The following is a 12181-nucleotide window of genomic DNA, read 5'->3' on the forward strand; positions in this document are numbered from 1 at the left end:
GCGCAACGGAATCGTGTGCAATATGCGCGCCAATTCGTCGACATGCGTTGCCGGGCATGCGTCGCGGGGCATCGTCCCTCACTGCGTCGTACGCTGCGCAATGCGAATGGCATATGTCTTGCAATGGCTGGGGCGCTTCACCCTCCAAGCGTCTTCACACAGGACAAGCCTTCATGGTTCAGCCGGCATCCACCGTGGTTCACGCAAGCCCCGCCGATATCGAACTCGTGCACGTGACGAAGCGCTATGGCGATGCGCTCGCCGTCGATGCCATCGACCTGCGCATTCCCGGCGGCGCGTACTGCTGCCTGCTCGGCCCTTCCGGATGCGGCAAGACTTCGACACTGCGCATGATCGCGGGCCACGAATGGGTTTCCGCGGGTGACGTGCTGATCGGCGGACGCAATGTCACGCGCGAGCAGCCCGTCGCGCGCGGCACGGCGATGGTGTTCCAGAGCTATGCGCTGTTTCCGCATCTCTCCGCGCTCGACAACGTCGCCTTCAGCCTGAAGGTACGCGGCGTCGCGAAGGACGCGCGCAGAAAGCGTGCGGGGGAACTGCTCGACCTCGTCGCGATGTCGCCTTATGCGGAGCGCAAGCCAGCACAGCTTTCCGGCGGTCAGCAGCAACGCGTCGCGCTCGCCCGTGCGCTGCTCAACGAACCGCGCTGTCTGCTGCTCGACGAACCCCTCTCCGCACTCGATCCTTTCCTGCGCGTACAAATGCGCGCCGAACTCAAACGCTGGCAGAAGGAACTGGGCATCACCTTCGTACATGTCACGCATTCGCAGGAAGAAGCCATGGCGCTGGCCGATCTCGTCGTCGTGATGAGTCACGGTCATATCGAACAGAGCGGCACGCCGTTCGATGTCTTCAACCGGCCGCGCACGGAATTCGTCGCGCGCTTTCTCGGCGGCCATAACGTGCTCGGCACGCACGGGCGTCTCTTCACGGTGCGTGCGGATCATCTGCGCATCGCGCCGCAAGGCAGCGTGCCCGGCACGAGCGCGAGCGAGAGCGGGCTGTCGCGCATCGGCGGCCTCGCCTGCTCGGTGCGCGAGGCCGAGTATCAGGGCACGCACCTGCGCATGACGCTCGTCCCGCTCGACGGCTCGCCCGAACTCGTCTCGGTCATCAGCGACGCCGACTACGATCCGCAACGTGCCGGTCCCGGCGCGCGTGTGACCGTGTGGTGGGACGAACAGAATGCGCATCCGCTCGCTGCATGAAAAACCGCGCTTCACAAACGAATTCGAGGAGAGTCCAATGAACGACGATCAGGGCAAGGCTTGCGAAGACCACGGCACGAGCACGGGCATTTCACGGCGCACGTTCATCAAGGGCGCGGTGGCGGCGGCGGGCATTGCCGGCTTCCCCTATGTGCATGCGCAGGAAAAGATCACGCTGCGCTATCTCGGCACGGCGGTGAACCAGAGCGCGGAGATCGCGAAGAAGTTCAAGGAAGATACGGGCATCGAGATCCAGTACATCCCCGTCACGACCGATGACGTCACCAAGCGCATCATCACGCAGCCCAATTCCTTCGATATCGTCGATACCGAATACTTCGCGCTCAAGAAGCTGATTCCGGCCGGCACGCTCGCGGGCATGGACGCGAAGCGCATCAAGCTCGCCGACAAGATCACGCCCGTGCTCACGAAGGGCGAGGTGAACGGCAAGAAGATCGGCGACCAGGGCACCGCGCCGAAGAAGGTGATGTTCCTGAAGGGCGCACGTTCGACCGAGTTCAGCGCGACGCCCACCGAATGGATGACGCTCATTCCCACTACCTACAACGCGGACACGCTCGGCATCCGTCCGGATCTGATCTCGCGTCCGGTGAGCAGCTGGGCCGAACTGCTCAACCCGCAGTTCAAGGGCAAGGCCGCGCTGCTCAACATCCCGGCAATCGGCATCATGGATGCCGCGATGGCGATCGAAGCGATGGGTCAGGTGAAGTACGGCGACAAGGGCAACATGACGAAGGCCGAGATCGACCAGACCATCAAGGTGTTGATCGAGGCCAAGCGCGCGGGACAGTTCCGCGCTTTCTGGCGTGACTTCAACGAGAGCGTCAACCTGATGGCCTCGGGTGAAGTCGTGATCCAGTCGATGTGGTCGCCGGCCGTCACGAAGGTCCGCACGATGGGCATCGCGTGCAAGTTCCAGCCGCTCAAGGAAGGCTATCGCTCGTGGGCATCGGGCTTCGGCTTTCCGCGCTCGCTGCAGGGCAAGAAGCTCGATGCGGCATATGAATTCGTCAACTGGTTCCAGGACGGCTGGGCGGGCGCGTACCTGATGCGTCAGGGCTACTATCCCGGCGTGACCGACACGGCGAAGACCCATATGCAGGCTTACGAGTGGGACTACTGGATGGAAGGCAAGCCCGCCGCGCAGGACATCAAGGCGCCCGATGGCCAATTGCTGGAGAAGGCCGGCACCGTGCGCGACGGCGGCTCGTACACCCAGCGCATGAGCGCGATTGCCTGCTGGAACGCGGTGATGGACGAGAACATCTACATGGTCCAGAAGTGGAACGAGTTCATCGCTGCGTGAAGGAGGGCCGTTCAAGATGGCTTCTGTCGAATATCTCCCGCAGTCAAAGCCGGCGACCGTGCGTCACCGGCGCGTGAGCGCATGGTTGCAGGCCACACCGCTCACGCTGACCTTCGTGCTGTTCTTCATCGTGCCGCTGATCATCACGTTGATCGTAAGCTTCTGGGACTTCAACGAATATCAGATCATCCCCGCGTTCACGTTGAAGAACTATGCGGCGATATTCGACGGCTGCGGCTCGCTCACGGATGTTTGCGTGACCTTCAAGACCTATTGGTCCACGTTGCGGTTCTGCGCGATCGTATGGGCTGTGACGCTGCTGATCGGCTTCACGATCGCCTACTTCCTCGCCTTTCATGTGCGCACCACGGCAATGCAGACCGTGCTGTTCCTCGTCTGCACGATTCCGTTCTGGACCTCGAACGTGATCCGCATGATCTCGTGGATCCCGCTTCTCGGGCGCAACGGTCTCGTGAACCAGGCGCTGCTCTCGGCGCATCTGGTCGAGCGGCCGGTGGACTGGCTGCTGTACTCGAACTTCTCCGTGGTGCTGGCGTTCGTGCACCTGTACACGTTCTTCATGATCGTGCCGATCTTCAACGCGATGATGCGCATCGACCGCTCCTTGCTCGAAGCCGCGCGCGACGGCGGCGCGAATGGCTGGCAGGTGATTCGCGACGTGGTGCTGCCGCTCTCGAAGACCGGCATCGTGATCGGCTCGATCTTTGTCATCACCATCGTGATGGGCGACTTCCTGACGGTCGGGGTGATGGGCGGACAGCAGATCGCCTCGGTCGGCAAGATCATTCAGGTGCAGACAGGTTATCTGCAATTCCCCGCCGCTGCCGCGAACGCCATCATCCTGCTGGCAGTGGTGCTGATGATCGTATGGGCGCTGACGCGCGTGGTCGATATCAGAAAGGAGCTGTGACATGGCGGGCGCCATCATGCATCGCGAACATCGGCCGGCAAGCTTCTATTGGCTTGCGCTGGTGTTCGGGCTCTTCGTGCTGTTTCTCTATGGGCCCGTCATCACCATCTTCATCCTGTCGTTCCAGGGGCCGGAAGGCGGCCTCACCTTTCCGATGCGCGGCGTCTCGCTGCACTGGTTCGCCGCACTGCGCGACGGCGTGGGCGACATCGACATCTGGGCAGCGTTCGGGCGCTCGGTGAAGCTGGCGCTCGCCGTGACCGTGCTCACCGTGTTGTTCTCCGTGACCGCCGGGCTCGCGTTCAGGCGGCGTTTTCGGGGCGATACAGCGGTGTTCTATGTGTCCGTGGCGAGCTTGATCATGCCGTCGATCATCGTCTCGCTGGGGATCGGCCTTACGTTCCGGCTGCTCGATACGTGCATCAAATATCTGGCGAACGCATGGGGCTTCCAGTCCTTCGCCGACAACTGGACCACCTCGATGAGTCTCTATACCTCCGCGCTCGGCGCACATCTCACCTGGACCTTGCCGTTCGGCCTGCTCGTGATGTTCGCCGTGTTCAACCGCTTCAATCCCGCGTATGAAGAGGCCGCGCGCGACCTCGGCGCGTCGCCGTGGCAATCGTTCAAGCATGTGGTGCTGCCGATCATCGGGCCCTCGGTGATCGGCGTCGGCATGTTCGGCTTCACGCTCTCGTGGGATGAGATTGCGCGTACCTCGCAAGCCATCGGCGACCAGAACACCTTGCCGCTCGAATTGCAGGGCCTGACGACTTCGGTCACCACACCCGTGATCTATGCGCTCGGCACGATGACCACGCTGCTCTCGCTTGCAGTGATGATCGGCGGATTGCTGATTGTCTGGGCGATCTCGAAACGAAGGGCTTGAACAAACGCGCACGCTTCTCCAATGTCCTTGAGCCATATCTTGACGCTTCCTGAATCAAACGATGCCCTCGACGCCTACGCCGATGCCGCGCTCGCCCTGTACTTTCCGGCGCTCTCCGGCGAAGCCGCGCTGCGCGTAAAGGCCCAGTTCATGCGGATCGCGCAACTCGCCGCGCCCGTACTCGCCTATCCTTTGAACCCTGGCGACGAACCCGCGCCGGTATATCGCCCGTGAACGCACGTCAGCACTTTCCCCTCGATGCACTCGCCATCGCGCGCGCCTATGCGGACGGCGCGTTCAGTGCGCGCGATTTGATCGAAGCGACGCTCGCACGCATCGATGCCGGTAACGCGCATGTCAACGCGTTCACCGCGATCACGCGCGACCGGGCGCTTGCCGAAGCAGCCGCGCTCGATGCACGCCGCGCGCGCGGCGAACCTTTGCCGCCGCTCGCGGGCGTACCGTTCGCCGTCAAGAACCTGTTCGATATCGAAGGACTCGCGACGCTCGCCGGATCGCGCGTGCTGGCCAACACGCCGCCCGCCACGCACGATGCAACGCTCGTGAAGCGTCTTGTGATGCAGGGCGCGATCCTGATCGGCGCGCTCAACATGGACGAGTTCGCATACGGCTTCACCACCGAGAATCATCACGCGGGGCCCTGCCGCAATCCGCACGATCTGACGCGCTCGGCGGGCGGCTCATCCGGCGGCAGCGCGGCTGCGGTCGCAGCGGGCTTCGTGCCGGTCACGCTCGGCAGCGATACGAACGGCTCCGTGCGCGTGCCGGCTTCGCTGTGCGGCGTGTTCGGCGTGAAGCCCACGTATGGCCGCCTGTCGCGTCACGGCACCTGGCCCTTCGTTGCCAGCCTGGATCATATGGGTGCGTTCGCGCGCAACGCCGACGATCTCGCGGCCATCTACGATGCGTTGCAGTTCGCCGATCCGCTCGACCCCGCCTGCGCGCCGCGCCCCTTCGAGACGGCGCGCCAGACGCACGGCACGTTGCGCGTTGCGCGCCTGAGCGGCTACTTCGACGAGCATGCGCACGACGATGCACGCACTGCCTCGCATGCCGCGGCCGCAGCGCTCGACGCGGCGCAGACCGTCGAATTTCCCGACACCGATGCCGCACGCGGCGCGGCGTTCCTGATCACGGCGGCGGAAGGCGGACAACTGCACGCGGAGAATCTGCGCGCGCGTTATGACGAGCGCGAGCCGCTGTCGCGCGACCGGCTGATCGCCGGCGCGCTGCTGCCGGCCGCATGGATCGTGCAGGCGCAGCGCGTGCGTGCCGCCCTGCGACGGCGCGTGCTCGAACTCTTCGAGCATCATGACGTGCTGATCGCGCCCGCGACGCCGATGGTCGCGCCGCGCATCGGCGACGAATTCATGGAGATCAACGGCGAGACGCTCGCGGTGCGGGCCAATCTCGGCCTGCTGACGCAGCCGATATCGTGCCTCGGCTTGCCGGTCGTCGCCGTGCCGATGCGCAGCGCCAGCGGCCTGCCTATCGCCATGCAATTGATAGCGGCGCCGTGGCGCGAGGATCTCGCCTTCGAGGCCGCGCGCCGGCTCGAACGCGCGCAGCTTGCGTACTGTCCGCCGCCGCCGTCGTTCGACGCTGCACTGGCATGATGGAAATGAATCGTCCGGACGTGCTCGCCGAAGTCGATGCGGCCTTCGACGCCTATGAGCAGGCGCTCGTCAGCAACGACGTCACCATGCTTGACGCGCTCTTCTTCGACTCGCCTCATACGCTGCGTTATGGCGCAGCGGAAAATCTCTACGGTTACGACGCGATCCGCGCGTTTCGGGCTGCGCGGCCGGGCAAGGGTCTCGCGCGCACGGTGACGGCGCGCGTGGTCACGACTTATGGCGATGCATTCGCCGTGACCCACATCGAGTTTCGCCGCGACGGCGAGCCGCGAGTCGGACGGCAAAGCCAGACGTGGGTAAAGATGCCCGAAGGCTGGCGCGTGGTCAGCGCGCATGTGAGCTGGATGGAGCGTTGACTGGCAACGCCGCTATTCGATGCCATAGACGCGCGCGGCGTTATCGTGGAACAGCGCGGCCTTGTCGCGCGCATCCAGGCCCGCCGCGATCCGCTTGTACGCGTTCCAGATCACGCCATAGCTGAAGCAGCCTTTGTCCACCGGGAAATTGCTCTCGAACATGCAACGCGCGGGACCAAAAAGTTCGATGCAGGTTTCGACGTAAGGCCGGATCGCCTCCGCGACGCGCGCTGAATCCGGTGGCGCGGCCGTGGTGTGAAAGTCGAAACCGAACAGCGCCATGCCGAAGCCGCCCAATTTCACATGCACCTGCGGACATGCCGCGAGCGCGGCCATCTCCTTGTGCCACGCGTCGAACACTTCCGCGCGGTGTCCGCGATACGGCCCGAGCGCCAGCGGCCCGCCCACATGATTCAGCACGATCGTCGTCGCCGGGTGCGCCTGAGCGAGCGCGCGTAATTCGGCGAGCTGCGTATGCACGAGCCATGCATCGAAGGCGAGCGAGCGCGCCGCGAGTTCGCGCATGCCCTGGTTGAACGCGGATTGCAGCAGCAGTCGCGGCGGTGGCGTGGCAGCGGACGCGCGCACGTTCGGATCCGCATGCCAGACGGCGATGTTGCGGATGCTTCGCAGCCGCCCCTCCGACACCTCCAGCATGCGGTCGAGCACCGGCCCCACGGCTGCGCCGAGTGCGAGGTCCGCGTTGCCCACCTGCGCTGCCGCCACGCGTGTCTGCGTCTGTGTTTCCGTCTGTGCTCGCCGCGCCTCGCCCAACGCGAATTCGGTTTCGCCGAGCGACGCATACTCCGGCGGACCGTCGCTGCGATAGTGCGTGTGACACTCGACGAACACCGTCGCCCGCACGTTGTGGCCCGAGTCGAGATCGCCGACGAAATCCTCCGCGCGATAGATCTTCCCCGGCAACTCCCACAGATGATGATGCGCGTCGATGATCGGAAGCGCCGGTTCCAGCGCATCCTCATCATGCTGCGCGAGCCATGCCGTGCGAATGGCGATGTGCGGCGCGTTGGGGCGGGCTTCCGTTGCGGTTGCGTGCGTGGTCGTCCCGGTCATGTCAGCCCCCGACCTGTTCGGACATCGCGGGGTTCGCGGCCGGCACGCGGCGCGCGCCGATGTGCGACCGCGTCAGCAGCCACGACGACAGCGCGCCCACGACGAGCAGCCCGCCCGCGACGGCAAACGCCGCGTCGAAGTGGCCCGTTGCCGAAACGACATAGCCGGTCACGATGGGCGCCAGGAAACCGAATACATTGCCGCCGACGAGTTGCAGGCCCATCGCGCGGCCGAGGTCGCTACGCGAGTTGAGCAGGTCGCTCAGCAGCGTCATGTTGAGCGCGAGGCCTCCCGACACGCTGCCGAGCGCGATCGTGATGAGCAGCAGGATCACCACTACGCTCGACACGAACGGCACCAGCAGGATGACCGCGCCGCCGAGCATCACTGCGCCGAGCAACAGGCGCCGGCCGCCCGCTTCGACGGCGCTCGCCGTCAGCAGCCGGTCGCTCAGCAGTCCGAGCGCAATCGAGATGACCATCGAGCCGATATAGGGCGCGGCCATCGCGGTGCCGCTCGTCATCAGCGTCATGCCGCGTTCCGTTTGCAGATAGTTCGGCAGCCAGGTCAGGAAGAGGTATTGCGTGTAGGCGCCGGTGCCCTGCGTCAGCATGAGGCCCCACATGGTCGGACTTCTCATCAGCCCGCGCAGTCCGATGGGCGCTTCGTCCGCCTTGCTCTGGCTCGTGGTTTCGCGCTCGCGGCAGATCAGCGCGCGCTCTTCATCGCTCAGCCAGGTAGCCGCTTCCGGTTCGCGAAAATACTTGAGCCACAACGCGAGCCACACGAAGCCCACCGCCCCGCAGATGGCGAACGACCAGCGCCAGCCGATCGCGGACACGAGCCAGGCCAGCACCACCGCGCCCAGCGCCGGGCCAAAGTACGCGCCCGAGTTCGCAAAGGTCATGGCGGAGGCGCGTTCCTGGCGCGGCACCCATTCGCGGATGATGCGCGCCTCGGCCGGATAACACGATGCCTCGCCAATACCCATCACAATGCGCGCCGCCGCCACGCCCGCCAGTGTCGAGGCCGCCCCGGTCAGCGCCGTGGCGGCGGACCAGACCGCCATGCTGGTCGATGCGACGATGCGCGCACCGAAACGGTCCACCATCAGGCCGATGGGAATCAGGAACAACGTATATCCCCACAGGAACGACGAGAACAAATAGCCGAGCTGCACATTGTTCAGGCCGAGATCAGCCTTCACATGGCCCGCCGAAACCGAGAGCGCCACGCGGTCGAGATAGTTGATCGCGCACAGCGAGAACAGCATCAGGTACACCCAGTAGCGTGATTTCCAGCGCACTTCTGTCTCCTTGTTGTAGGTCGCGAACGGACCATCGTTCGCATGGCGCGATGGGTCACGGACGAGCGTTTATGCGCGTTCGAATATAATTTATATTTTGTATAGAGACAAACCAAACCCGTGGCTTACAGGGTAATCACGGGGAAGAAATGAAGTTCAGCGCGCTTCCTTGTGTTCCAGCAACAACGAGCCAACCCGGTTCCAGCCGCTTTCGATGTGATGGCACATTGCTTCCACGGCGCGCTCGAAGTCGCCAGCGGCCGCGTGTTCGAGGAATTCGTCGTGCTCGCTCGCAATCTGCTTGAAGCGCACCGACTGCTGCTCCTGATAGTTGAACGGATACTTTGCCCACAGCACGCGCACGAACTGTAGTGTCTGTGGCCGCTCCGCCATCTCGTACAGCCGGAAATGGAAGCGCACGTTGGCGGCGCGCGCCGCGAAGATGTCCTTGGATTTCGACAGCCGTGCGAACTCCGCCTCGGCTGCCTTCAGTTCCTTCAGCCCATCGATTGTCAGATTGGCGAGGGCGGCGCGTGTCAATTCGCGTTCGAGCAGCAGACGCAGCATGAAGATCTCGACGGCCTGGTCGTAGTCGAGTTCGGGCACGCACAGCCCGCGATGCGGCTGGCTCACGATGTAGCCTTCCATCTCGAGGACCTTGAGCGCCTCGCGCACGGGCGTGACCGACACGCCCAGTTGCTCGGCGATCTCGACCTGCTTGAGCTTCTCGCCGCGCGCATATTCACCCGCGATGATCTGCTCGCGCAGTTTCTCCGCCACCTGATCCAGTTTCGTCAAGAACGCCATGTCTGCTGCTCCCCGTTCGGCCGAACGTCCGTCGTATGCGCCGCTGCCGCTGTCGCCGCCGCTTGCATGATGATGCTGAAATTGCCGGAATGGAAAACGCCAGTCCCATCCGGCGGACTGGCGCAATTTTATAATATATAACCGCCCGGAACGACCCAGGCCCGGCTTGGAATCCTCCTAAATGTGCCGCTCAAGCCTGCATGTACACCACATGCGTATGCATGAACTCGTACAGCCCATGCTTGCCGTCCGCGCCGCCGATGCCGGACTTGCGCACGCCTGCATGAAAACCCTGCATCGCCTCGAAGTTCTCACGGTTGATGTAGGTCTCGCCGAAGTCGAGTTCACGGCACGCCTTCATCGCCGCCGAAAGATCGCGCGTATAGACCGATGACGTCAGCCCATAGATCGTGTCGTTGGCGAGCGCAATGCCTTCGTCGAGATCGTCGATGATCTGGATCGGCAGCACCGGCCCGAAGATCTCGTCGCGCATCACGCCCATGTCGGCGCTGCAGTTTGCGAGCACGGTAGGCAGGTAGTGGAAGCCGGGACCGTCGGTGAAGATCGCGCCGCCTGTCACGGCCTGCGCGCCCGCCTGCACGGCCGAGCGGACCATCGCATCGACCTTCGCGAGTCCCTCGCGATTGATGAGCGGCCCCATGTCCACGCTTTCATCCAGCAGCGGGTCGCCGAATGTCGTCAGCTTCATCGCAGCGGCCATTTTGTCGGTGAATGCCGCGGCGATGGAACGCTGCACATAGACGCGCTCCGCGCAGTTGCACACCTGGCCGCTGTTGATGACGCGCGAATTGCGGATGGCGCTGACGGCAAGGTCGAGATCGGCGTCGGCGAGCACGATGGCAGGCGCCTTGCCGCCGAGTTCGAGATTGACCTTGGTGACGTTAGCCGCGGCCGCCGCCATGATGCGCGAGCCGGTTTCCACGCTGCCTGTGAAGCTGATGAGATTCACGCCGGGATGCGCCGAGAGCGCCGCTCCGGTCTCCCCGGCTCCGCCCACCACGTTGAACACGCCGGCGGGAAGATCCGTTTCCGCGACCAGACGCGCGAACTCGAAACAGTTGATGGGCGTCTCCTCGCTCGGTTTCACGACGATCGTGTTACCAGTGACGAGCGCGGGCGCCATCTTCCGCGCGATCAGGAAGAACGGAAAATTCCACGGCAGAATGCCCGCCACGACACCGAGCGGCTTGCGGAACAGGAAGATCTGCTCGCCCGCCCGATCGCTCGTGATGATCTCGCCTTCGATGCGCCGTGCCCATTCGGCCATATAGTCCATATAGTCTGCGGTGAAGGCGACTTCCACCTGCGCGAGCGCGAGCGTCTTGCCCTGCTCTTCGCTGATGATGCGTGCGAGCCGCGCAGCCTGTGCGCGGATTTTCTCCGCGATGCGGCGCACGTATCCCGCGCGCTCGATGGCCGTCTTCTTCGCCCAGGCGGGCTGCGCGGCGCGCGCAGCGGCCACGGCTTCATCGACGGTCGAGCGGCTCGCCACCGGCGTGCTGCCGATCACCTTCCCCGAGGCCGGATTGACGACATCGAGCGTTTCCTGCGCATCGATGAAACGTCCGCCGATGTAATGCCGGTATCCATTTTTGTTTGCTTGCATCGCTATTCCAGTTCGAGAATGCGCGTCCCATGAAGGGCGTGCGCATGCGTTCAGAGGACCGGTACGCCGCGCGTTCCGGTGTAGATCGAGAACAGGCGCGGCCCCGCCGTAATGAACAGCCGGTTGAGCTTCGGTCCGCCAAAACACAGATTGGACACAGGCTCGGGCACATGGATGCGGCCGATCAGTTCGCCGTCCGGCGCGATGCACATCACGCCTTCATCGGAGACGGAACTGGTCCACACATTGCCGTCCACGTCGACACGCAGCCCGTCCGGCACACCCTTCTCTACCGAGAAGAACACGCTGCGCCTGCCCGGCTTGCCCGTGCTGTCCAGTTCGAAACGGTAGATCGCGTGCTCGCCCTGCGGATCGTGCGTGCGGCCGCTATCAGCGACGTAGAGGCACCCCTCGTCATGCGAGAAAGCCAGTCCGTTCGGCTTCGACAAACCCTCGCACGCAATTGTCAGTTCATGCGTCAAAGGGTCCCAGCGATATACATTGCATGCGCCGATCTCGCTCTCTGCGCGGTCGCCGGTGTAGTCGCTCAGGATGCCGTAGTCGGGATCGGTGAACCAGATCGATCCATCGGACTTCACGACGACATCGTTCGGTGAATTGAGGCGCTTGCCCTGATAGCGGTCCGCGATCACGGTGACAGCGCCGTTCAATTCGGTGCGCGTCACGCGGCGCGTGCCGCTTTCGCAGGTCACGAGCCGGCCTTGCCGGTCGCGCGTCATGCCGTTTGCATGATCCGACGGCTCGCGCAAGATCGAGACGCCCTGCCCCTCCACCCAGCGATGAATCCGGCTCGACGGGATATCGACGAACAACAGCGTCTGCGTATCCGCGAACCATACCGGGCCTTCACTCCAGCGCATGCCCGCATGCAGTTCCTCGAGTACGCTGTTCGTGATGTAGCGGCGAAAGCGCGCATAGTTGATGGCTTCAAAACTTCGTGACATCGAATGCTTCTC

At 63.9% G+C, this 12181-nt stretch carries 12 protein-coding genes; 7 read left to right on the plus strand and 5 right to left on the minus strand.

All coding sequences use genetic code 11. The features are described from left to right. Positions 1–173: 173 nt before the first annotated feature. The 7 genes from QCE63_RS18910 to hpxZ are packed head-to-tail and all read left to right on the plus strand — an operon-like array spanning position 174 to position 6390. Positions 174–1229 (plus strand): ABC transporter ATP-binding protein, encoded by a 1056-nt coding sequence (locus tag QCE63_RS18910; RefSeq protein ID WP_309835109.1) that lies wholly within the window; start codon positions 174–176, stop codon positions 1227–1229. 37 nt (positions 1230–1266) lie between these two features. Next, entirely contained in the window at positions 1267–2556 is a 1290-nt protein-coding gene (locus tag QCE63_RS18915) for an extracellular solute-binding protein (protein WP_309835111.1), read from the plus strand. A 16-nt stretch (positions 2557–2572) separates the two neighbouring features. Continuing rightward, positions 2573–3487: an ABC transporter permease gene (locus QCE63_RS18920; RefSeq protein ID WP_309835113.1), complete on the plus strand. Its 915-nt coding sequence runs from the start codon at positions 2573–2575 to the stop codon at positions 3485–3487. A gap of 1 nt (position 3488) precedes the next feature. Beyond that, positions 3489–4376: an ABC transporter permease gene (locus QCE63_RS18925; RefSeq protein ID WP_309835114.1), complete on the plus strand. Its 888-nt coding sequence runs from the start codon at positions 3489–3491 to the stop codon at positions 4374–4376. A gap of 39 nt (positions 4377–4415) precedes the next feature. After that, positions 4416–4610, plus strand: coding sequence for an AtzG-like protein (locus QCE63_RS18930; protein ID WP_309835115.1), 195 nt, complete (start codon positions 4416–4418; stop codon positions 4608–4610). Continuing rightward, on the plus strand, positions 4607–6013 hold the full coding sequence (locus QCE63_RS18935; protein ID WP_309835117.1) for an AtzE family amidohydrolase: 1407 nt from the start codon (positions 4607–4609) through the stop codon (positions 6011–6013). Before QCE63_RS18930 ends, QCE63_RS18935 begins: the two co-directional genes overlap by 4 nt. After that, positions 6010–6390 carry an oxalurate catabolism protein HpxZ gene (gene hpxZ / locus QCE63_RS18940; RefSeq protein WP_309835118.1) on the plus strand — a complete coding sequence of 127 codons (381 nt, stop codon included), beginning with the start codon at positions 6010–6012 and terminating at the stop codon, positions 6388–6390. The genes QCE63_RS18935 and hpxZ overlap by 4 nt, the downstream gene beginning before the upstream one ends. A gap of 12 nt (positions 6391–6402) precedes the next feature. On the opposite strand, the gene QCE63_RS18945 is transcribed toward hpxZ, so the two are convergent. The 5 genes from QCE63_RS18945 to QCE63_RS18965 form a co-directional block, all read right to left on the minus strand. Next, positions 6403–7464, minus strand: coding sequence for an amidohydrolase family protein (locus tag QCE63_RS18945; RefSeq protein ID WP_309835120.1), 1062 nt, complete (start codon positions 7462–7464; stop codon positions 6403–6405). A 1-nt stretch (position 7465) separates the two neighbouring features. Next, the gene (locus QCE63_RS18950; RefSeq protein ID WP_309835122.1) at positions 7466–8770 is read right to left on the minus strand and encodes an MFS transporter; all 1305 of its coding nucleotides are present in this window, start codon (positions 8768–8770) and stop codon (positions 7466–7468) included. 156 nt (positions 8771–8926) lie between these two features. Beyond that, entirely contained in the window at positions 8927–9577 is a 651-nt protein-coding gene (locus QCE63_RS18955) for a GntR family transcriptional regulator (protein ID WP_309835125.1), read from the minus strand. A 190-nt stretch (positions 9578–9767) separates the two neighbouring features. After that, positions 9768–11204 carry an aldehyde dehydrogenase gene (gene aldA / locus QCE63_RS18960; RefSeq protein ID WP_309835127.1) on the minus strand — a complete coding sequence of 479 codons (1437 nt, stop codon included), beginning with the start codon at positions 11202–11204 and terminating at the stop codon, positions 9768–9770. A 50-nt stretch (positions 11205–11254) separates the two neighbouring features. Beyond that, complete coding sequence (locus QCE63_RS18965) at positions 11255–12169, minus strand: SMP-30/gluconolactonase/LRE family protein (protein ID WP_309835129.1); 915 nt, start codon at positions 12167–12169, stop codon at positions 11255–11257. Positions 12170–12181 lie beyond the last annotated feature (12 nt).

The organism is Caballeronia sp. LZ065, from assembly GCF_031450975.1.
In the GTDB taxonomy this organism is placed as follows: Bacteria; Pseudomonadota; Gammaproteobacteria; order Burkholderiales; family Burkholderiaceae; genus Caballeronia.

Bases quoted from the DNA above. Each gene is read 5' to 3' on its own strand.
- QCE63_RS18910 (WP_309835109.1), top strand. From the start codon at position 174: ATGGTTCAGCCGGCATCCACCGTGGTTCACGCAAGCCCCGCCGATATC.
- QCE63_RS18915 (WP_309835111.1), top strand. From the start codon at position 1,267: ATGAACGACGATCAGGGCAAGGCTTGCGAAGACCACGGCACGAGCACG.
- QCE63_RS18920 (WP_309835113.1), top strand. From the start codon at position 2,573: ATGGCTTCTGTCGAATATCTCCCGCAGTCAAAGCCGGCGACCGTGCGT.
- QCE63_RS18925 (WP_309835114.1), top strand. From the start codon at position 3,489: ATGGCGGGCGCCATCATGCATCGCGAACATCGGCCGGCAAGCTTCTAT.
- hpxZ (WP_309835118.1), top strand. From the start codon at position 6,010: ATGATGGAAATGAATCGTCCGGACGTGCTCGCCGAAGTCGATGCGGCC.
- QCE63_RS18945 (WP_309835120.1), bottom strand. From the start codon at position 7,464: ATGACCGGGACGACCACGCACGCAACCGCAACGGAAGCCCGCCCCAAC.
- QCE63_RS18955 (WP_309835125.1), bottom strand. From the start codon at position 9,577: ATGGCGTTCTTGACGAAACTGGATCAGGTGGCGGAGAAACTGCGCGAG.
- aldA (WP_309835127.1), bottom strand. From the start codon at position 11,204: ATGCAAGCAAACAAAAATGGATACCGGCATTACATCGGCGGACGTTTC.
- QCE63_RS18965 (WP_309835129.1), bottom strand. From the start codon at position 12,169: ATGTCACGAAGTTTTGAAGCCATCAACTATGCGCGCTTTCGCCGCTAC.